At 68.9% G+C, this 20,954-nt stretch carries 17 protein-coding genes and 1 pseudogene; 8 read left to right on the top strand and 10 right to left on the bottom strand.

What is annotated here, in order from left to right:
• The first annotated feature begins 26 nt into the window (after positions 1–26).
• Positions 27–1,157, top strand: coding sequence for a serine hydrolase domain-containing protein (locus MKK82_RS28410; protein WP_243987568.1), 1,131 nt, complete (start codon positions 27–29; stop codon positions 1,155–1,157).
• A gap of 267 nt (positions 1,158–1,424) precedes the next feature.
• On the opposite strand, the gene MKK82_RS28415 is transcribed toward MKK82_RS28410, so the two are convergent.
• From MKK82_RS28415 to rpoN, 4 genes are all read right to left on the bottom strand, one after another.
• Positions 1,425–2,582 carry a M20 family metallopeptidase gene (locus tag MKK82_RS28415; RefSeq protein ID WP_238290734.1) on the bottom strand — a complete coding sequence of 386 codons (1,158 nt, stop codon included), beginning with the start codon at positions 2,580–2,582 and terminating at the stop codon, positions 1,425–1,427.
• A gap of 90 nt (positions 2,583–2,672) precedes the next feature.
• Positions 2,673–4,499: a glutamine--fructose-6-phosphate transaminase (isomerizing) gene (gene glmS, locus MKK82_RS28420; protein ID WP_238290735.1), complete on the bottom strand. Its 1,827-nt coding sequence runs from the start codon at positions 4,497–4,499 to the stop codon at positions 2,673–2,675.
• Positions 4,500–4,648: 149 nt separating this feature from the next.
• Positions 4,649–6,028, bottom strand: a complete 1,380-nt coding sequence (glmU, locus tag MKK82_RS28425) for a bifunctional UDP-N-acetylglucosamine diphosphorylase/glucosamine-1-phosphate N-acetyltransferase GlmU (protein WP_238290736.1) — start codon at positions 6,026–6,028, stop codon at positions 4,649–4,651.
• 73 nt (positions 6,029–6,101) lie between these two features.
• Positions 6,102–7,670 (bottom strand): RNA polymerase factor sigma-54, encoded by a 1,569-nt coding sequence (gene rpoN / locus MKK82_RS28430; protein WP_238290737.1) that lies wholly within the window; start codon positions 7,668–7,670, stop codon positions 6,102–6,104.
• A 1,569-nt stretch (positions 7,671–9,239) separates the two neighbouring features.
• Between rpoN and MKK82_RS28435 the strand changes: the two genes are divergently transcribed.
• A complete protein-coding gene (locus tag MKK82_RS28435; protein ID WP_243987570.1) occupies positions 9,240–9,524 on the top strand; it encodes a DUF6894 family protein in 285 nt (94 codons plus the stop codon).
• An 11-nt stretch (positions 9,525–9,535) separates the two neighbouring features.
• Here the strand turns inward: MKK82_RS28435 and MKK82_RS28440 are convergent, their stop codons facing one another.
• From MKK82_RS28440 to MKK82_RS28460, 5 genes are all read right to left on the bottom strand, one after another.
• Positions 9,536–9,913 (bottom strand): hypothetical protein, encoded by a 378-nt coding sequence (locus tag MKK82_RS28440; RefSeq protein ID WP_238290739.1) that lies wholly within the window; start codon positions 9,911–9,913, stop codon positions 9,536–9,538.
• Positions 9,914–9,917: 4 nt separating this feature from the next.
• The gene (locus MKK82_RS28445; protein ID WP_238290740.1) at positions 9,918–10,157 is read right to left on the bottom strand and encodes a hypothetical protein; all 240 of its coding nucleotides are present in this window, start codon (positions 10,155–10,157) and stop codon (positions 9,918–9,920) included.
• Between the two features lie 80 nt (positions 10,158–10,237).
• Positions 10,238–11,827 (bottom strand): glucan biosynthesis protein, encoded by a 1,590-nt coding sequence (locus tag MKK82_RS28450; RefSeq protein ID WP_243987571.1) that lies wholly within the window; start codon positions 11,825–11,827, stop codon positions 10,238–10,240.
• A 113-nt stretch (positions 11,828–11,940) separates the two neighbouring features.
• Positions 11,941–12,651 carry a L,D-transpeptidase gene (locus MKK82_RS28455; RefSeq protein ID WP_238290743.1) on the bottom strand — a complete coding sequence of 237 codons (711 nt, stop codon included), beginning with the start codon at positions 12,649–12,651 and terminating at the stop codon, positions 11,941–11,943.
• Between the two features lie 259 nt (positions 12,652–12,910).
• Positions 12,911–13,576: an SCO family protein gene (locus MKK82_RS28460; RefSeq protein WP_238290744.1), complete on the bottom strand. Its 666-nt coding sequence runs from the start codon at positions 13,574–13,576 to the stop codon at positions 12,911–12,913.
• Positions 13,577–13,804: 228 nt separating this feature from the next.
• On the opposite strand from MKK82_RS28460, the gene MKK82_RS28465 reads away from it, so the two are divergent.
• The gene (locus MKK82_RS28465; protein ID WP_238290745.1) at positions 13,805–14,707 is read left to right on the top strand and encodes an MBL fold metallo-hydrolase; all 903 of its coding nucleotides are present in this window, start codon (positions 13,805–13,807) and stop codon (positions 14,705–14,707) included.
• Positions 14,708–14,758: 51 nt separating this feature from the next.
• Here the strand turns inward: MKK82_RS28465 and MKK82_RS28470 are convergent, their stop codons facing one another.
• Positions 14,759–16,348, bottom strand: coding sequence for a putative bifunctional diguanylate cyclase/phosphodiesterase (locus MKK82_RS28470; RefSeq protein WP_243987572.1), 1,590 nt, complete (start codon positions 16,346–16,348; stop codon positions 14,759–14,761).
• Between the two features lie 981 nt (positions 16,349–17,329).
• Here MKK82_RS28470 and MKK82_RS28475 point away from each other — a divergent pair.
• From MKK82_RS28475 to MKK82_RS28490, 5 genes and pseudogenes are all read left to right on the top strand, one after another.
• Positions 17,330–18,592: a tyrosine-type recombinase/integrase gene (locus MKK82_RS28475; RefSeq protein WP_243987575.1), complete on the top strand. Its 1,263-nt coding sequence runs from the start codon at positions 17,330–17,332 to the stop codon at positions 18,590–18,592.
• Positions 18,589–19,257: a hypothetical protein gene (locus tag MKK82_RS28480; RefSeq protein ID WP_243987573.1), complete on the top strand. Its 669-nt coding sequence runs from the start codon at positions 18,589–18,591 to the stop codon at positions 19,255–19,257. The genes MKK82_RS28475 and MKK82_RS28480 overlap by 4 nt, the downstream gene beginning before the upstream one ends.
• 97 nt (positions 19,258–19,354) lie before the next feature.
• Positions 19,355–19,558, top strand: coding sequence for an AlpA family phage regulatory protein (locus MKK82_RS34305; RefSeq protein WP_313902127.1), 204 nt, complete (start codon positions 19,355–19,357; stop codon positions 19,556–19,558).
• 10 nt (positions 19,559–19,568) lie between these two features.
• Complete coding sequence (locus tag MKK82_RS28485; protein WP_243987574.1) at positions 19,569–20,099, top strand: hypothetical protein; 531 nt, start codon at positions 19,569–19,571, stop codon at positions 20,097–20,099.
• Between the two features lie 31 nt (positions 20,100–20,130).
• Positions 20,131–20,954 (top strand): annotated as a pseudogene (locus MKK82_RS28490) (IS630 family transposase); the annotation flags it as partial.

Raw genomic sequence — 20,954 nt, forward strand, 5'->3', positions numbered from 1 at the left:
CGGGGACGGCCGTCAGGAGATCGCGTGTGACCGAGGGAATCGAGGCGACTTGGCCGACGGACGTCTGGGCGGAGCAGGATCCGGATGCGGCGGGATTCGATGCCGAGCGGCTCGCCGGAGCGGTCGCCTTCGCCGAGGCCAGCGAGAGCGCGTGGCCGCGCAGCCTCTACTATCCCGATGGGCGCTATGTCGGAATCGTCGAGTGGAACGAGCGCGGGCCCTGGAGCGACATCGCCGGTCCGGTGCGCCCGCGGGGCGGACCCGCCGGCGTGATCCTGAAGGGCGGACGCCGCGTCGCCGCCTGGGGCGATACGCGCCGTCCGGACATGACCTTCTCGATCGCCAAGAGCTACCTCGCGGTGCTGGCCGGCCTCGCCCATGACGACGGGCTGATCCCCGACGTGGATGCGCCGGTGCGGGCGAGCGTGCCCGATCCGCTCCTCGACGGGCCGCATAACGGCGCGATCACGTGGCGCCACCTGCTGCAGCAATCGAGCGAGTGGCAGGGCACGTTGTTCGGCAAATCCGATCAGGTCGACCACTTCCGGCAGATCGGCCCCCGGGCCGACAACAGCCGCAAGGGGGAGAAGCGGGCCCTGCGTCCGCCGGGCACCTACTACGAGTACAACGACGTGCGGGTGAACCTTCTGGCCTACTGCCTGATGCGCCTCTTCGGCCGGGCGCTCCCGGAGGTGCTGCGCGCCCGGATCATGGACCCGATCGGCGCGTCCCAGGACTGGGCCTGGCAGGGCTACGACACCGCCTGGGTGGAGGCCGGCGGCGTACGGATGCAATCTGTGCCGGGTGGCGGCCATTGGGGCGGCGGCCTGTTCATCGGGACGGACGACCACGCCCGGTTCGGGCTGCTCATCGCCCGGGGCGGGGCCTGGGACGGACGGCAGCTCCTGTCGGCGCGCTGGATCCGCGCCATGCTGACCCCCTCCCCCACCCTCGACAGCTACGGCTATCTCTGGTGGCTGAACCGCGGGGCGACCGCCAAACCGCAGCTTTCCGCCTCCGCCTTCAGCGCGCTCGGAGCGGGCAACAACGTGATCTGGTGCGATCCGGAGCGCGACCTCGTGGCGGTCCTGCGCTGGATCGACAAGGCCGCCCTCGACGACTTCTTGCTCCGGTTGATGGCGGCCCTGCGGGACTAAGGGCGCCGATCGACCGCGGCCGGATCCGCCCGCGGTGGGGGGCACCGACATGGTCGGTGACGGCCCGGGTACACAGGGCACATCGGCCCGGCTCGGAGAGTACAGGTAGTAGCCGGGGAAGAACCCCTCCCCGTCATCGGTGACCTGTATCGGCCGACGGGATCCGAAATTTACGGCGGTCTGCGGTTCAAACGGGCGGGCGAGACCGAAGCCCCTGCGAGACTGAAGCCCCTGCGAGACCGAAGCCCCTGCACGTGTCCCGGGCCATCAGCCCGCCGCCAAAGCCGCGATCGTCTCGGCCATCGCGCGGGCCCGGGGGACGAGGCTTGCCACCTCCAGGTACTCGTCGGGCGAATGGGCCTTCCCGCCGACGGGTCCGACGGCGCAGAGGGTCGGGCAACCGACGCTGGCGGTGAAGCCGGAATCCGCGCAGCCTCCGGCGAACTCGCCCTCCACCGGCGTGCCGTGCCGCGCGCTGACGCGCGCGTAGGTCTCGAACAGGGTCCGCGAGGCCTCGTCCTGCACCAGCGGCAGGAACTCGCCCTTGATGGTCAGGCGCGCGGTCGTGCCGGGCACCGTGGAGCGCTCCACGATCGCGGCGATCCGGCCCATGGCTGCCCCGCGATCGGGCGGCGTGACGTAGCGCAGGTCGATCTCGCAGGTCGCCCGGGGCGCCACGGTGTTCACCGACTGGCCGCCCGCGACGAGCCCGACATTCACCGTGGTGCCGCGGTCGAGATCGGTGATCGCGTGGAACGCGATGGTCTTGTGGGCAAGCTCACCGATCGCGCTGCGCCCGTCCGCGTAATTGCCGCCGGAATGGGCCGCCTTGCCCACGATTTCGAGGTGCATGAACACGCCGCCCTTGCGGCCGGTCACCACGTTGCCGGTGGGCCGACCCGGCTCGGAATTCAGCACCGCCCGGGCGCCGCGCGCGGTCTCCTCGATGATCGGTCGGCAGGCCGGCGATCCGATCTCCTCGTCGCTGGTGAACAGGCCGATGAGCGGCACCGGCGCGCCGGTCCGGTGGAAGGCCGCCAGCACGAAGGCGTTCATCACGAGGCCCGCCTTCATGTCGGCGACGCCCGGCCCGTAGGCGCGGCCCTCCGTGATGCGGAACGGGCGATGCGCCACCTCGCCCCTCGGAAAAACCGTATCGCGGTGGCCCATCAGCACGACCGGCCGGTTGCCGCCTCCGGACCCGGCGACCTGAGCCTTCAGCGCGTCCCCGTAGCCTTCGACCGGGACCGTCGTGACCGGAACGCCGTGCTCGGCCAGGAAGGCCGCGATGCGGGCGCCGACCGCGTCGACGCCCGGCTTGTCGTAGGAGCCGGAATCGATGTTCACCAGCTCCGCGAGGAGGGCCAGCATGGCCCCCTCCTGGCCGTCGAGCCAGTGGAGGACGTCGGCGTCACGTGCGGTCATGGGGGGCCTCGTCGCGGGCACGTCGGGCGCATCCCACTCGCGAGGACGGCGCCGTGAGGGAGCGGATCGCGGGCATACGACGCCGTGGGCCTATTCCACGGTGACCGACTTGGCGAGGTTCCTGGGCTGGTCCACGTCTTTCCCCATGAACACCGCCGTGTGGTAGGCGAGCAGCTGGATCGGCACCGCGTACACGATCGGCGCCACGGTGGCGTTGACCGCCGGCATGGTGAAGGTCGCGAGCGTGTCGAGCCCGTGCTCGGCCGCGCCCTTCGCGTCGCCGATCAGTACGATGCGCCCGCCGCGGGCGGCCACCTCCTGCATGTTCGACACCGTCTTCTCGAACACCGCGTCGTGCGGCGCGATGACGATCACCGGCACGCTCTCGTCGATCAGCGCGATCGGCCCGTGCTTCAGCTCGCCCGCCGCGTAGCCCTCGGCGTGGATGTAGCTGATCTCCTTCAGCTTCAGCGCGCCCTCCAGCGCCATCGGATAGCTGGTGCCGCGGCCGAGATAGAGGACGTCCCGCGCCTTCGCGACCTCCCGGGCCAGCACCTCGATCGCCGATTCGTGGGTCAGCGCCTCGGCCATCAGGCCCGGCGCCTTGATCAGCGCGTCGACCAGCCGCCGCTCGCCGGCCGCGTCGAGCGTGCCCCGCGCCCGGCCGGCCGCGATGGCGAGGCACAGCAGCACGGTGAGCTGGCACGAGAACGCCTTGGTCGAGGCCACGCCGATCTCCGGCCCCGCCAGGGTCGGCATCACCACGGAGGATTCCCGCGCGATGGTCGAGGTCGGCACGTTGACCACGCTCAGGGTGTGCTGGCCCTGGCTCTTGGCGTAGCGCAGCGAGGCCAGGGTGTCGGCGGTCTCGCCCGATTGCGAGATGACCAGCGTCAGCCCGTCGCGCTCCAGGGGCGCCTCGCGGTACCGGGCCTCGGAGGCGACGTCGATCTCGACGGGCAGGCGCGCCACCTGCTCGAACCAGTAGCGGGCGACGAGGCCCGCGTAATAGGCCGTGCCGCAGGCGGTGATGTAGACGCGGCTGAGCTTGGCGAAGTCGAAGGGCAGCGCCTCCGGCAGCATGACCCGGCCCTGCGCCATATCGACGTAGTGGGCGAGCGTGCGGCCCACCACCTCGGGCTGCTCGTGGATCTCCTTCGCCATGAAATGGCGGTACTCGCCCTTATCGATCCGGTAGGCCTGCGTGGCGATCTTCTGGCGCGGCCGCTCGACCGTGGCGCCCGACGCGTCCCGGATCTCGGACCCGCTCCGCGACAGGATCGCCCAGTCGCCCTCGTCGAGATAGGTGATCGCGTCGGTGAACGGGGCGAGGGCCAGGGCGTCGGATCCGAGATAGGTCTCGCCCTGGCCGAAGCCGATCGCCAGCGGCGCGCCGTGGCGGGCGCCGATCAGCAGGTTCTCCTCGCCCGCGAAGATGAAGCCCAGCGCGAAGGCACCGCGCAGCCGCGGCAGGGCCGCGGCCACCGCCTCCACGGGCCCCATCTGCCGGTCCATGTTGCGGCTGACGAGCTGGGCGACGACCTCGGTGTCGGTCTCGGTCTCGAACACGACCCCGTCGGCCTCGAGCTCCTGCTTCAGCTCGCGGAAATTCTCGATGATGCCGTTATGGACGACGGCCAGCCGCTTGGTCGCGTGCGGGTGGGCGTTGGTCTCGTTGGGCCGGCCGTGGGTCGCCCAGCGGGTGTGGCCGATGCCGATCGTGCCGGTCAGCGGCTCCTGATCGAGCTTGGCCTCCAGGTTGACGAGCTTGCCGGAGGCGCGCCGACGCGCCAATCGGCCATGCTCCAAGGTGGCGATGCCGGCGGAATCGTAGCCGCGATATTCGAGCCGGCGCAGGGCCTCGATCACCTGCCCCGCCACCGCGTCGCGCCCGACGATGCCGACGATGCCGCACATGAAACTGTCTCTCGCTTCGACGCCCGGATGGCCGCGCGAGGGCGCTGCGCAAGGTCCGGGCCGTCCCGCTCAGCGCGGGCCCAAGCGTGACTTGTACCGGATCGGGGTGGCGCAGTGCCAGCCCCCGTGCGAGGCCCGCCGGCCGGGCGTCACAAGCCCTTCGCGCGCCGCGCCTTCTCGGCCTGCAGAGCCGCGCGCTTCTCCCTGGCCCAGCCCGGCTTCACCGCCTGCCTTCCGCGGGCGACCGCCATGGCGTCGGCCGGCACGTCGTCGGTGATCACCGAGCCCGAGGCCACGTAGGCCCCCTCCCCCACGGTGACCGGGGCGACCAGCGCCGTGTTCGAGCCGATGAAGGCGCCCGCGCCGATCATGGTCCGGTGCTTGAGCACGCCGTCGTAATTGCAGGTGATCGTGCCGGCGCCGATATTCGCCTTGGCGCCGACCTCCGCGTCGCCGAGATAGGTCAGGTGCGCGGCCTTCGCGCCCGCGCCCATCCGGGCGTTCTTCAGCTCGACGAAATTGCCGAGTTCCACGCCGGCCTCCAGCACGGCGTGGCCCCGCAGCCGCACGAACGGTCCGATCCGGACGCCCGCCTCCAGGCTGGTCTCGGTGAGATGCGCGAAGGACCGCACGGTGCAGCCATCGGCCACCCGCACACCGGGACCGAACACGACGTTGGGCTCCACGATCACGTCGCGCCCCAGCAGCGTGTCGTGGCTGAGGAACACCGTCTCGGGGGCGATCAGGGTCGCCCCGCCCAGCATGGCGGTGCGCCGCAGCTGCGCCTGGATCGCGGCTTCCGCGACGCTGAGCTGCACCCGGTCATTGACGCCCTGCGCCTCGGCCTCGTCCACCGGCACCACGGCGACCGCTAGGCCGTCGGCCGCCGCCAGCGCCACCGCGTCGGGAAGGTAATACTCGCCGGCGGCATTGTCGTTGCCGATGCGGGTCAGCAGCGCCAGGGCGTGCCGCCCGGCGAGGGCCATCAGGCCGGCGTTGCACAGGGTCACGGCGCGCTCGGCCGCGCTCGCGTCCTTCTCCTCGCGGATTGCCAGGACGCGCTCGCCCTCGGTGAGCACGCGGCCGTAGCCCGTTGGCGTCGCGGTCTCGAAGGCCAGCACGGCGACCGCCGCGCCGTCGGCGAGGGGCGCGCGCAAGCGCAGGAACGTCTCGGCGGTGACCAGCGGCGTGTCGCCGAAGGCGATCACCACGTCGTCGTCCGGATCGGCCAGCACGTCCCGCGCGGCCAGGACGGCATGGGCGGTGCCGAGCCGCTCGGCCTGCGGGAAGACCCGTGCGCCGGGAGCCGCCGTCGCGATCTCGGCGGCGACGTCGTCGCGGCCGGGCTCGGCCACGACGGCGATCCGGCCCGCGCCCGCCGCCTGCACGGCGGCCAGGACATGGCCGAGCATGCTGCGCCCGGCGATCCGGTGCAGCACCTTCGGCAGGTCCGAGCGCATCCGCGTGCCTTTCCCGGCCGCAAGCACGATGGCGGTGAGGCTGCGCGAGGGCGTTCCGGTCGGTGTCATCGCAGGTCCAGGCGTCGTGATCCGGCGCCACGGATGGGCCGGACCGGCCTTCGGCGCAAGCCCGGCCGGGATCTCAGCGCAGAGCCACGGCCGCCTGGTGGGCGGGAACGTGGGCGAAGTGTTCGCGACGGCGCTCGATCGAGCTCGGGATCCGCAGCGACTCCCGGTACTTGGCCACTGTCCGGCGGGCGATGTCGACCCCCTCCCCGCGCAGCTTCTGCACGAGCGCGTCGTCGGAGAGCACGTCGTTGGGCGCCTCGCCATCGACGAGTTGCTTGATGCGGTGGCGCACCGCCTCGGAGGAATGGGCCGCCGCGCCCGCCGCCCCGGGGATCGCCGCGGTGAAGAAGTACTTCATCTCCAGGGTGCCGCGGCTCGTACCGATCGCCTTGTTGGAGGTGACCCGCGAGACGGTCGACTCGTGCATTCCGATCGCCTCGGCCACCGTCTTGAGGTTCAGCGGGCGCAGGTGCGTGACGCCGTGGACGAAGAAGCCGTCCTGCTGGCGCACGATCTCGGTGGCGACCTTGAGGATCGTGCGGGCTCGCTGCTCCAGGGAGCGGGTGAGCCAGTTGGCGTTCTGCAGGGCCTCCGACAGGAAGGCCTTGTCGCCCTCGGCCGAGGCGCCGCGCACGACGCGGGCGTAGTAGCTCTGGTTGACCAGAACCCGCGGCAGGGCCTCGCCGTTCAGCTCGATCAGCCAGGATCCGTCCGGCGCGGCCCGCACGAACACGTCGGGGATCAGCACCTCGACGGCGCTCGACCCGAAGGCCCGGCCGGGCTTGGGATCGAGGCGGCGGATCTCGCCCAGCATGTCGACGAGATCCTCGTCGTCCACGCCGCAGAGCCGCCGGAGCGCGGCGAAGTCGCGCTTAGCCACGAGATCGAGGCGCGAGACCAGCGCCTGCATGGCCGGATCGAACCGGTCGCGCTCGCGCAACTGGATCGCGAGGCATTCGGCAAGGTCCCGGGCCGCGACGCCGGGCGGGTCGAAACTCTGCACGACGCCGAGCATCCGGGCCACGAGTGCCGGATCGGCGCCGAGCCGCTCGGCCACGCCCTCCACGGTCTCGCGCAGGTAGCCGGCCTCGTCGACCGCGTCGATCAGGAAGCCGCCGACGAGCCGTTCGATGGGCTCGCGCGTCGCGAGGTCGAGCTGGCCGGCCAGGTGATCGCGCAGCGAGGTCTCGGCCGTGAGGGTCGCCTCGAAATCCGGGGCCTCGGCGTCGAAGCTCCCGCCGGTGCTGCCGTACGGGGGCGGCGTGAGCGAGAGCATGTCGCCCCCGGCAGCCTCCCGCGCCTGAACCGGCGACTCGTCGGGGAAGACGTTGTCGAGCCGCGTGTCGAAATCGCTCTCGATCTCGCTCCGGCTGGGATTAAGGTCGGTGGACAGCCACGCTTCGGGCTCCGCCGTCTCGAAGCCGTCCGAGCCGGCCTCGTCCCCGTGATCTCCAGCAGCCTCGGAGGCGTTCGTGGGCTCGGCCTCGGCGCGCTCGAGCAGCGGATTCCGCTCCAGCTCGGCGTCGACATAAGCGGCAAGGTCGAGCTGTGAGAGTTGCAGGAGCTTGATTGCTTGCAGGAGCTGCGGCGTCATCACCAGGGCTTGGCCCTGACGCACTTCCAGCCGTTGCACCAAACTCATGCGAAGCCCCGATCGCCTTTCCGACACGGTTTGTCAGCAGAAACCACACCCGCTCGGCACGGTTCTTGCTTGTCGTGTATTCAGATCTCTAGACCGATCGGTGGCGCACGTCAAAGCACCTCGGCGCCCCTGGACAGAGCGAACCCTGCAATGGGGGCTCACGTGGCGCCGGGGCCACATCTCCACGCTGCAGTTGAACGGTATGGGTGCACGCACTTAACGAAGCTTTGGATCGAGGGTCGCGACTTGTGGACGGTGTTGCTTGGGGAGCCCGCCACATTCAGGCGGCTGAAACAGTTTGATTCCAGACGCTCCCGAAGGCGAGAGCAGTACAGGCTCGCATTCCCCTGACGTTCCGATCATGGCTCGGCGAACGCCTTCGAAGCGTGGGGCCGGGCCGACGCGCGGGTCCGCCGCTGCGCACACCGCACCGCGATGGCCCATCAGAACCGCCTTCGTGCTGCCCTTTCCGGACCGACGGCGCACGGCTCGAACCGCACTGCGAGCCAGTCGACCTTCCCCCTGGCCTGGTGCCGGTGAAACCGGCCGAGACCAACCCGCACGCCGTCGTCATCAAACCCGTTGTGCTCGCTGGTTTCGAGCTCTGGCGGCAGGCGGTCGGATCGAGGTCGAACTCTTCGGCCGCAACGGCAGGACTGTCCCCGCGCTGATGCGAGGCGCCGACTCGGTTCGCGATCAGATCTTCATGCGGGTCACCGGATACGGCCGACGGATTTCCGCGCCCGCCCTGCTGGCGGCCGAAACCCGCGAATCGTTGCACATGCTCCTGCCGCGCGCCGCCCCGACCTTCCTGAGGCAGATCGGGCAGACGGCCGTCGCCTGCGCGGGAGCACCGGGCGAGGAACGGCTCGCATGCTGGCTTCGGATGCACCACGATCGGAAGGAAGAGGACGATATCTCCGTCATCCATGAATTTCTGTCGATCAGGGTGGGCGTGCGCAGGCCTCAGGCGACGGTGGCGATCCACGCGCTGGAGGGGGCCCGCTTGGTCCCGGCTCGGTGTGGGCGGATCCGGCTCCTCAGCCGTGCGCAGCTGGGTGGGCGGCCGGTCAGACTACGGGCGTGCAGAGGCCGAGTACGAGCGCCTGATCGGCCCCTTGCGCGCTCCGCGGGACGCGATCAGGTCGGCGTGTCGACGACCGCCGGTCCGGCATCGCCCCACTGCTTCGACCCGGGCGAGACGATCTGCGGACGCCTGTTCTTTCAGGCGGCACGCGGCGGAGATGCCACCTTCGACGCCCGACGGCGGGACGTGTGAACATCGACGCTTCGACCGAGTGAACCGCCGTCGCAACCTTCGGCGTCGTGGGCGAACCTAGCCTCAGCCCCTGCGCGTGCCGGGTGTCCGCTCACAACATCCCTTGTGCATCGTACACTTTTAGACAATCTCTCAGCGAAAGTCTGGAGACGCGCCGGTTCCGCCATGCCCCATCAAGGCCAAGCTTGCCCGGAGTCGGACGGGCTGCGCCCAGGCCTGACTGCACGGCCGAGTCCTTTACACAGGTTAGCGACAGGCGTCGGGCCGCGGCCCACGCTCCTGACCTGCCCGTGAGGTCCTGCGCCGTGCGCTACTTCACCGATTTCATAGACGGCCAGGGTCTATCCCGCGACGACGAGGGGCTCGACTTTGTCGGCGAGCGGGAGGCGTGTCACTCGGCCGCCGAAGCGCTGGTGGAGGCCGCGCACGACCTTGTCCGGGTCCGACCGCGGCACCTGCCTGCCATCGCGCCTGCCGATCTGCGCCTGGAGGCGCAGGTCCGGGACGCGACCGGGCGCGTGGTCTTCCGCGCCCGCCTCGCCCTCGATCTCGACTGGTCTGTCGCGGGCGACTGATCCGGCACGGGCTACCAGCCGCAATTCGGCATGGGCGCCTGGGACTTGCCGAGGGCCGACTTCTCGATCTGCACCACTGGCCCCCAGGCGTATTTCTGCGCGTGGGGCGTGACGTTGGTGAACAAGCAGCCGAGCTGGAAATGGCTCGCGCCCATCTCGCCCGAGAAGCCCATGCAGTCCAGGAAGGTCCAGGTCTTGGGCACCGGGGTCATCGATCGCCAGCGCGGCATCGCGACCGGCGCGCAGACCTTCACGGCTCCCGTCCCGTCATCTGCGTTGAGGGCGTCGCCGGCCGTCCCTCCGGTCGCGGGGGCCGCGACGCCCAACAGGAGCAGCGCCGCGAAGGCCACGCGGGCCGAACGCGCGGGTGGGAAGCGAAATCGAATCATCGGGTTACTGCATCGTCTGCCATAGGGTCGCCAGTATCGCGAAACCGACGAGGTTGTAGAAAATCACCCACAGCCACACACCCAGCACCGCCCGGCTCGGCTGGCGCGGCCTCTGCGGGCCGGGCCGCGGGCGGTGGCGATCCTCCGGCGTCGGCCAGATCGCGCCCTTGGGCGCCGTGAGCAGGCGCGTCAGGACTTCGGGCAGGTTCGGAGGCTGCGGGCCGGATGGTTGTTCGCCGTTCATGACGGCCTCGGACGCGACGGGGCTGGGGCGAGGCTTCTACCGGGCGCGGAACAGTCCCGGCAATGCGCCGAATCCGCCGCTCACAGGACCGTTCCGGGGGCTTCCGGGTCGTACCGGTAGGCCCAGGTCTCGGAGAGAAGACGGCCGCCGGACCTGAGCTGCAGGCGCATCTCCACCGGCTCCGGACCCTCGGCGTAGACCTTCAGGAAGACCCGCCAGGGACTTGGCCTGCCGTAGGGTGCCCAGGTGGCGCCCACCTCCTCGACGCTCCCGCGCGAGAGCGTCAGGGCGACCTCAGCCTTCTCCGGGTCGAGACCCGACAGGGCGGCGCCTTCGAATTCCAGCACGAACTGGCGCACCAGATTGGCCCGCCCCGGCCGCCGCTCGGCTTCGGCGAGCCAGGAACCCTTGGTGGCGCGCGTCGCCACGCAGCGGGCGAGATCCGTGGCGACCGGCTCCGCGACGGTCCAGCGCAGGCGGTAGGCGTAGCTGCGATCGGTCCCGGCTGTCGGCGGCTCAGCCGGAGCCCAGAGGGCGACGATGTTGTCGTCGGTCTCCTGATGGGTCGGGATCTCCACGAGTTGAACGCTGCCCTGGCCCCAGTCTCCCTGCGGCTCGACCCAGATGTCGGGTCGATTCTCCTCGAAACCTTCGTCGATGTAGTGATCGAAGGTGCGGTCGCGCTGGAGCAGGCCGAAGCCCTTGGGCGAACGGTCCGCGAAGGCGCTGACGCTCAGGCGCGGCGGGTTGTTCAGGGGCCGCCAGATCAGCTCGCCCGCACCGGTCCGCATCAGCAGCCCGTCGGAATCGTGGACCTCGGTGCGCCAGTCGCTGGCGAGGAACCGGCTTGTTCCCTCCGAGTACCACAGCATCGAGGTCAGCGGCGCGACGCCGAACCGCTCGACGGTTCTGCGCATGTAAAGGGTGCAGGCGACGTCGATGACGACGTGCGGTGCCTTGCGGGCGACGAACCGGTAGGCACCGGTGAGGCTTGGCCCCTCCAGCAGGGCCAGGACGGTGACGGCGCCCTTCTCCGCCGGGCTGACGTAGAAGCGCGTGAAGACCGGGAATTCCTCGGCTTTGCCCGGGCCCGGTGCTGTATCGATGGCGATGCCCCGGGCCGAAGCGCCGTACTGCTCGCCGTCGCCCGCGGCGCGGAAATAGGACGCGCCCAGGAAGGCCAGCCAGTCGCCGTCGTCGCCGGGCTGGCCGGCCGGCACCTTCTGGAACCGGAAGCCCGCAAAGCCGGCGCCGTCCGGAACGTCCTTGGCCGGGTTGCCGGCCGGGTAGGTGAACAGGTCGTGGGCGTACAGCACCTCCCGGGCCTGCCCGCCTTCGAGGGCGTAGACCTTCACGGGATGGCGGAAGAAATTGCCGAGATGGAAGAACGTCACCGGATACGGGCTGTCGGCGAACAGCGCGTGGCCGGGCGGGTAGCGGATTTCCTGCAGCGGCCCGTAGGTCAGGGCATCGAGGGCCTTCGCGGCCGGCGCCTCGGCGGGGGGCGCGTGGGGCCGGTCCCGCAGACTTCGGGCGAGGTCCTTGAGCCGTTCGAGATCCATGGGTTCGGGCGGCGCGAGGCGCGGCCCACCCGAGGCCGCCCGTGATGGCGCCGGGAGCGGCGCGAGGGCGAGGAGCCCGAGGGCGGTCAGGACACGGCGCGTGATCAAGCTGGAGCCCCGGTGTGACGGACGGGTCCCGTGACCCGCGGGGCCTCTAAGCAGACTTGCGGCGGCAAGCCAACGGTTCGTCCGGACCGGCCGGCGATCCCGGCACGGGCCGTCTACGCGGGCAGCACCACCACCTTCGTCTTGACCGGCGTGCGGGCGTAGAGGTGGATCATGTCCTGGCTGAGCAACCCCACGCAACCGCTCGTGATGCCGGTCCCGATCGATTCGGCATCGCTGCTCGCGTAGATCGTGTAGAGGGTGTAGGCGCCGTTCTGGTAGAGATGCAGGGTCCGGGCGCCGAGCGGATTCTCGAGGCCGCCCGGCATACCGCGGGCGTATTTGGCCGCTTCGGGCTGGCGCTTGATCATCTCCTTCGGCGGCGTCCAGGTCGCCCATTCGGACTTGCGGCCGACATAGGCGTCCCCGTTCCAGAGGAAGCCCTGGCGGCCGACATTGGCGCCGTAGCGGGTGGCGGATCCGTCGCCCTCGACCCGGTAGACATAGAAGTTGGCGGGATCGACGATGATCGTGCCGGCCGCCTCCTTGGTGTCGTAGGCTACGGTCCGGCGGTAGTATTTCGGGTTGACCTTGCTGACATCAGCCGCGGGGATCGGAAATTTCTCATTCGGCATCGGACCGTAGATCTTCGCCGCTTCAGCGAGGATCAAGCTGTCGGATGTCCCGCAGCCCCCGAGCCCGAGGGCGCCGACCCCGAACGCCGAGCCGACCAGGAATGAGCGGCGGTTGAGGAGCGCCGAAGGCCGTCCGTCCCGCGCGTCCCCGTCCCTCGCGCCGGCTTCGGCGTTGCAACCTGCGATCCGCATGTCCCCGGACTTTCCCTGTTCCGCGGCGTCCGGCGGACGCACCGGCGCGCGCCTGTCGACCAGAGCGCCGAGCTGACGCTGCCGGTCGCCGGCACGTTGCACAAGCTCGACTATTCAGAGTTGTGAGCAGGTGGAATGCGTCGGGAGTATGGCCAATCCCCAACCGTGACCGGAGCTTCGCCGTAAAGCCTGCTTTGAGTACTGCTCTCCGCGGCGCAGCCGGTCGGGTCCCGGCCCAGCCGTCCCTCACCCGTGGGTCTCAGCTCCGCGGGCCGCAGGCGTCCGAACTCCCGTCGGTCGTCCAGAGGTTGGCGCCGCCACCTTGGGCGCACTGGCCGGGCAGCGCCAGCGTGATCAGCTTGGATTGGGTCCGCGCCTCGTCCTCACCGTAGCCGATCTCACCCACCATGCGGCCGGTCTTGTCGAACAGCGCGACGGTGGCCGAGTGTTCCAGGGTGTAGTCGCCGTTCCGGGTGGGCACGCGCTTGTAGGCGACGTGGTAGGCATCCGCCATCCGGGCGACCTGATCGGGTGTGCCCACGAAGGCGCGGATGCGCGGATCGAAGGCGGTCAGGTAGTCGCGCAGGGTCTCGGGGGTGTCGCGCTCCGGATCGAGCGTCACGAAGACCACGTTGAGGCGGTCCCCGGTGGGGCCCATCCGGCCGAGCGCCCCCGACAGGGTCGCCAGCGTCGTCGGACAGACCTCAGGGCAGTGGGTGAACCCGAAGAACAGGGCGGTGGGCTTGCCGAGGAGATCGGCGCGGCTCACCGGGCGGCCGTCGAGATCCGACATGGTGAAGGGGCCGCCGACTCGGCGCGGATGGCTGAACTGCGAACCCTGCTGCACGACGATCGCGCCTGTGCCGGCGGCGACCGCGGCGATCAGGGCGGCTGAGGCGATGAGGGCGAGCGGGCTCGGTGCCATGCTGTGATTCGAGGCTGCTGTGACCTGGGACGGAGCGTCGATGCCCGCAATATGGGGTGCGTCTCGGCCGGTGCGATGCCGGGCCGTCCGGGGAACCCGCCCCGGCAAGTCCGGTTGGCCGAAGACGGGCGGACCGGCATCTCGAGCCGATGCGGCTGCCGACGGGCGGGACGCGCCGTAGGGAGCGCCGCCTCACCCCTTCGATACCCGGCACGGGAGACGCCGCAGATGGCCCAGCAGATCCCCGTCGACCCCGGGGCCCGCGCGGACGATCCGCGGGCCGACGCCGTGCGGGACGACGCGACCCACGCGATCACCGACGATGTTGCCTATCAACGTCATGTCCTCGTCAACGTGGTGTTCGTCGGAACACCCGGGGCGGGGGACCGCGGCTGGGTCCTCGTCGACGCGGGCGTGATGGGCTCGAAGCGCGCGATCAGGACTGCCGCGGAGGCTCGCTTCGGCGCGGATGCCCGCCCGGCCGCGATCGTGCTGACCCACGGACACTTCGATCATGTCGGCGTGCTGGAGGATCTGGCCGAGGCGTGGGACGTCCCCGTCTACGCGCACGCCCTCGAGCGTCCCTATCTCGACGGCAGCGCCGCCTATCCGACCGCCGACCCGAGCGTCGGGGGCGGGCTTCTCGGCCGCCTGTCGCCGCTCTTCCCGACGAAACCGGTCGACGTGTCGGGCCGACTGCGGACATTGCCGGAGGATGGATCGGTGCCGCCCATGGCGGGCTGGCGCTGGATCCACACCCCGGGCCACGCACCGGGCCACGTCTCGCTCTGGCGAGAGGCCGACCGCACGCTGATCGTCGGCGACGCCTTCGTGACGACCGCGCAGGAATCGGTCTACGCGGTGGCGGTTCAGGAGCCGGAGCTGCACGGACCGCCGATGTACCTGACGATCGATTGGGACGCGGCGCGCAACTCGGTCCGGACGCTGTCCGCCCTCGAGCCGGAACGGGTGATCACCGGTCACGGCCGGCCCCTGCAGGGGATGGCGATGCGCCGGGCGCTCAACACCCTCGCGGCGGAGTTCGACCGGGTCGCGGTTCCGCGGCAGGGACGCTTCGTGGAGAAGCCGCTGCACGCCGCCGACGGCTCTGCCTACAAGGAGCCACGCTGAAGGTCACGCTGGGCACGCGACCGGTCACAAGAACGTCCGGACGGACAGGCCCTACGACGCTTCGGCCAGCTCCTCGATCTGGGCCGGCCGGCGACCGGCGCTGCCGTCCACGCCCAGGATGTCATCGATCTCCGCCTTCGGCATGGCCCGACCGAACAGGTAGCCCTGCCCGAAATGGCAGCCCTGGTCGGAGAGCCAGTCCAGGCTCGCATCCGTCTCGATGCCCTCGGCCGTGGTCGACAGGCCCAGGCTCGTGCCGAGCTTGATGATGGCGTCGACCAGCTTGGCGCGCTCGTCGCTCATGGTGATCGCGTCAACGTAGCTTCGATCTATCTTCAGCTTGTCGAACTTCAGCTCGCGCAGGTGGTACAGGCTGGAATAGCCGGTGCCGAAATCGTCGAGTGCGATCCGCACGCCGAGTTGCCGAAGCGACAGGAGCGTGGCGCGCGTGGCCTCGAGATCCTGGATGAGCGCGCTCTCGGTAATTTCCACTTCGAGGCGTTGCGGCGGGAAGCCGGTTTCGGTCAGGATCGCCAGGATGCGCTCGGCGAGCCACGCATCCTGGAACTGATGCGGTGCGATGTTCACGGCCAGGATCAGGTGGGGCGACCAGGCCCGGGCGTCGAGGCAGGCGCGGCGGATCAGGCTGTAACTGAGATCGGCGATCATGCCGGTCTCTTCCGCGATCGGAATGAAGTCCGAGGGACTGACGAGGCCGCGGGTCGGATGGCGCCAGCGGGCCAGCACCTCGACGCCGATGATCTCCCGCCCGGGCAGCGCGACCACCGGTTGATAATAGGGCTCGATGGCGCCGGTCTCGATGGCGACGCGCAGTTCGGTCTCCAAGCGCGCGCGGGCGCGCAGCTCTTCGTCCATGGCGCTCCGGAAGAACCGGTAGTTGCCGCGGCCGTCCTTCTTGCCCTGATACATGGCGAGGTCCGCCGCGTGCAGCACCGCGTCGGCGTCCGCGTGATCGGCCGAGACGACCGCCACGCCGACCGTTGCGCCGACCTTGAGATCGTTCTGGTTCCACGAGACCGGCTCGGAGATGCTGGCGATCACAGCCTGCGCGAGGCGCATCAGGCCCTCGCTGCCGTGCTCGATCGGAACCAGCATGGCGAACTCGTCCCCGCCGAGCCGGGCCGCGACGCCGCCGGCTGGAAGGAGCTGCTGGAGACGCTCGGAGACCGCACAAAGAACCGCGTTGCCGGCCGCGTGGCTGTAGAGATCGTTGACCGGCTTGAACCGGTCGAGGTCGATCAGCAGCACCGCCGCCGAGGAGCCGGTGTTCACCGCGATCAGCGACCGCTCGACCGCGTCGATGAAGCGGCGCCGGTTGGCCAGTCCTGTTAGGCCATCGTGCCGGGCGATCGCCTCGGCCTGGGCGGCGGCGGCATTCCGTTCCAGCATGAGCCGGCGGAGGAGGATCGACTTGCGGACGCTCGCGCCGCACAGGGCCAACCCCATGCAGGCGGCCAGCATCAGGAGATCGTTGAGGCTGTTGCTGACGATGAAGCCCTGCAAGGTGTCGAATGTCCCGAGGGTGACGCCCACGAACCAGATGCCGACGCCGATGACGAGCAGGCACAGCGTCTCGTACAGTTCGCCGCGTCCCCAGGTGGTCGACGTCTCGCTCGGCATGTCTTGTTTCCGGTTTCCAGCGCGTGAGCAAGGCACGGGAAATGCTAAAAGGCAGTGAATTCCAGACTCGACGAACGGTGCTCTTCCGATAATTCGGGTTCGGTTCTTAGTTTAAGCGGACTTAATATGATGTCCTGAACTGCTCCTTCGATCATCTGAGCGCAGTCTATGGTTGCGCTGTCGCTGCCCGTAATCGTCCCGCGCGGCGATCATGCCGGTTCCATGATGCTCCGCGTTCGGGCCGGGAACTGCCCGCTGCGTGAGGCGCGCCGGGACACGGCTGGCCAGCCGCCGCCCCGCCGAAGCCGCCGTGCCCGCTTGCTACTGTCCGGTCCGGGTGCGTCGTGACCCCGCCTGTCGCCGAGTTCGCGATGCCGGTTCCGGTCACCGCGGTGCGCCGCGCGATGCTGACTTCAAGATGCCTGACGGCGCCCGTCAGGCGCGCGCCACCTCAACCCTTCGGAGCCTCTGCGCGGGCGCCGGTATCGGCAGGGTTCGAGCGGAGACGGCGGCGAATGCCGGCACCGTCTCGCGCATGGGAACTGCGTGGGGCGTATCATGCGGCCGCGCGCATCGGGGCGGCCCCCGGCACGTTCGGCAGCGCGATCGTGAACGACGAGACGCCTCCGTGCCGGCGAACGCTGACACCCGGCCGGCTGGCCACTGAAGACGGAGCGTCCGGCGACACCGATCACCCGGCACGATAATATGCAGCAGGCTCACGCATGGACCGGCCCCGCCGATGCTCCGGCCCGGGCCGCGGTGGTGAAATGGTCGGAGTGGCCGGACTTGAACCGACGACCCCCTGTCCCCCAGCCTCACAAACCGGCCATTCAGGGGGAGTCAACAAGTCTCATGGGGCTTCACATCTCATTGTCGTAGCGTATCTTTCCGCGTCAGGCGTTCGCGCTGGGGTTCACGACGTTTCGCAACGTTGAACCCCAGCCGCACCCCAGGGCTCTGCGGAGACTAGTGCACGAGATGCCGGTGGTGAATTTGACCCACACGTACGTGACCGGCCTCACGGCGAAGCCGCCCGAGGCTCGCATGGAAGTCTGGGACCAAAAAACCCCGGGCCTGTGTCTACGGGTCGGCACGAACGGCTCCGGAACATGGTCATTCCGGTACCGGCCGAAGGTCGGCGGCGGGTACCAGCGGGTGACGCTGGGACGGCTGGCCGATCTCACCCTCGCCGATGCACGCGAGCGAGCGGCCCGGCACCGGGTGACGGTCGCTGACGGTGGAGATCCGCAGAGGGAGCTGAAGGCGCGCAAGTCAGCGGCCGACAGCATCTTGATCTTCGAGGCGTTGGCAGATCGATACATCGAGGAATACGCCAAGCCTCGGAAATCGTCGTGGAAGAACGATGAGGGGTACCTGAGGAGAGCTTGCGTCGCATGGGGCAAGCGTGCGGCTGCCAGCGTCACCCGCCGGGACGCGATCACCTTCCTCGACGGGATCAAGAAGGCTGCGCCGGTCAGTGCTAACCGCACGCAAACCGTTCTGGTGACCTTCTTCAATTGGAGCGTCGAGGAAGGCCACCTTGAGGTCAATCCAATCGCTGGCCTCCGCAAGCGATCGGTCGAGACGGCGAAGGACCGGGTACTGACGGATCCAGAGCTCCGCGTCCTCTGGACCGCCCTTGCCCAAAGCGAAGGCATGTCCCGCGACGTGGCCGATGCCCTTCGATTCCTGCTGCTGACAGGTCAGCGCCCGGGTGAGGTCGCCGGTATCCTGCAGTCGGAACTCTGCGACCTAGAACACCCCAATGAGGCGCGCTGGGAGATCCCCGCGGAACGGATGAAGGCTCGGCGCCTCCATGTGGTGCCGCTGCCGCCTGGTGCCCTCCAGATCCTCCGTGAAGCCATAGAGCGGCGGCGGGTGGATGGAGACGGGCGGCGTGTGTTCTCCAGCCGCTTCGTCGCCCGGGATACCTTGGCGCGTCACTCGCTCAGCCAGGCGATGCGCCGTCTGATCGCCAACCTTGAACCCGAGGGGCGCGATGGCGATGCGGTGGCATCCCTGCAAGAAAAACCCCCTACCCCGCACGATTTCCGCCGGACCGTCGGCACAGGGCTCGCGCGGCTGAAGGTCGTGAGAGAGGACCGCAAAGCCGTCCTCGCTCACGTTGAGGACGACGTCCACGGCCGGCACTATGACCTCTATGAGCGGCTCGCTGAGAAGCGCGCCGCCCTGGAAGCCTGGGACCGGCATGTCGCCTCAGTCGTAGGGAGGCAGCCATGAATGTCGAGGCTGTCCCGCCATCATGCACTAAGCGTGCAGCTTCTTTGTGGCTGACGTTGTGTCTTGCTCTCGGTGGCAAGTCGGCGATTGATCAATATGGAGACGAGATCGTTCAAGCCATAAGTAAATACCGGCGCGAGCGGAGGGTTGGTTTCAAAAGTAAAGCCCGCGCCAGGAAGATAAATCGGGTCGTATTACTGTGTGATGAGCTCATGAATGAGGTGGCGGAAAGTCGAGACTGGCTGGATGCCAATATAGAAATAATTGATCAGGATGGCGTCGATATAGAGGCAATTATCCAGGGCGAAGCCTCGCCGCTTCGGGCTCTGCGCGACAGGGTGAAAGCGGCGTTAGAGGAGGCGCCGGACCAGAGTGGAAAAGAAGCTGTATACTTTCGCCGGCGCTTTTGGTGCCGGCTAGCACTGATCTACGAAGATGCGACCGAGCGCAGGGCCGCAACGTCAAAGAATAAAGACGGTAGTATACAGGGCGATTTTGTTCGGATGATCGCTGCTGTGACAGAGTACATTAGTCCAGGCGAGCGCGTTACCTCTGACATGGTCGATCAGTTCATAGACTGGTACCGCAGTTCCGACAGCGCTGACATCCGAGACGAGATATCTGAATACCGGATGCTTTCCGCGGCGATGGGCTTCGCCGGGTAGGGGTAAATCGCTCGCGAAAATAAAAACGATTTACCCCCGTCACGTCCCGACAGGGCGTGTCTACTCAGAAGGCTGCCCTGCATCTCAGGAGGTAGCCTTGTCGTCCCGATACATCACGCAGCGCGAGGTTGAGCAGAAGACCGGCCTCTCCAGCGCAACTCTCCATCGCCTACGCCGAAAGGGCCGATTTCCGGACCCAATCAAGATCGGCGAGCGCCGTATCGCCTGGCCGGAGAACGAGATCGACACTTGGTTGGCCACCCGTGAGCGCCAGCCGCTTCGTTCTGCGTCGGCATTTTGAGGGGGCTGAGATGAGCGCCCTTATCCCTTACGGCACCTTCCCCACGCCCTACGGCGTCACCATCCCTGCATTTCACCCGGGCGGCGACACCGCCGGTGAGCCGGACCACTTCCTTTTCGACATGGATGGGACGGCCATTTTTGCCGGCATCCACAGCAAGGCCGAGCGCAAGCGCTTTGCGGAGGATGCCACGCGCCTTGGCTACGCGCCTCGCTTCGAGGACTACGGCGGCCATCCTATTCCCAAGATGCCGCTCCGGAAGCCGCGCGATCCAGCCTACCCGCGCGTCGCCGGCCTGGAGGGAGATGTACCGATTGAGGCCTGGACTACCGGCTTGCTCGATCGCTTCCAGTGGTGTGATCGCGCCGAGTTCCTGATCGGCATCATCGGACAGAACCTTGAGCGAGCAACGTGGAGCCGCCATGAATTTATGGCCGAGGTTTACCCACTTGGCCTGTCCATCATGCTTACGGCAGCCCTAGAGCGTTTTCGGTTTGAGCTGAATCGGACAGTTGGGGTTCACGCGAGGCTGTTGGGCTGATTCAGTGCGCGCTCCAGATGAGGAGCAGGGCATGGGCCGACCCTACAGCCAGGATCTGCGTGAGCGGGTAGTGGACGCGGCAGGCGTGACGTCGCGTCGGCAAGCGGCCAAGCGCTTCGGGGTGGGGGCTGCGACGGCGGTCCGCTGGATGACGGCACTGGCCACGACCGGGACGGTGGCGGCCCGACCGCAAGGGCGGGCACGCCGCTCCAAGCTCGATCCGTACGAGGCGTTCCTGCGCGGTCTGATCGCGGAGCGGGACGACATCACCCTGGAGGAGATGCGGGTCTGCCTGCGGGAGGAACACGCGCTCACGGTCGGGCTGGGAACCCTGTGGAGTTTCCTCGACGCGCGCGGCCTGACGTACAAAAAAAGACAGCCCACGCGACCGAGCAGGATCGCCCGGACGTGAAGGTCGCCCGTGAGGCGTGGTTTGAGGGCCAGCCCGATCTCGATCCCAGCCGCCTCGTGTTCCTCGACGAGACCTGGACGGCCACCAACATGGCCCGCACCCGCGGGCGCTCACCGCGCGGCGAGCGGCTGCGCTCACCCGTGCCGCACGGCCATTGGAAGACCACCACCCTGGTGGCGGGCCTGCGCCTGTCCGGGATCGCCGCGCCGTTCGTGCTGGACGGGCCGATCAACCGCGACGTCTTCCAGACCTACGTCGAGCGCGTGCTCGTGCCCGAACTCACCCCCGGCGACATCGTCGTGATGGATAATCTCGGTAGCCACAAGGGACCGGCCGTGCGCGCGGCCATCGAAGCGACCGGCGCGGAGTTGCTGTTCCTCCCGCCCTACTCGCCGGACTTCAACCCGATCGAGATGGCCTTCTCCAAGCTCAAGGCGCTGCTG

The organism is Methylobacterium sp. E-046 (genome assembly GCF_022829625.1).
Classification (GTDB): Bacteria; Pseudomonadota; Alphaproteobacteria; order Rhizobiales; family Beijerinckiaceae; genus Methylobacterium; species Methylobacterium longum.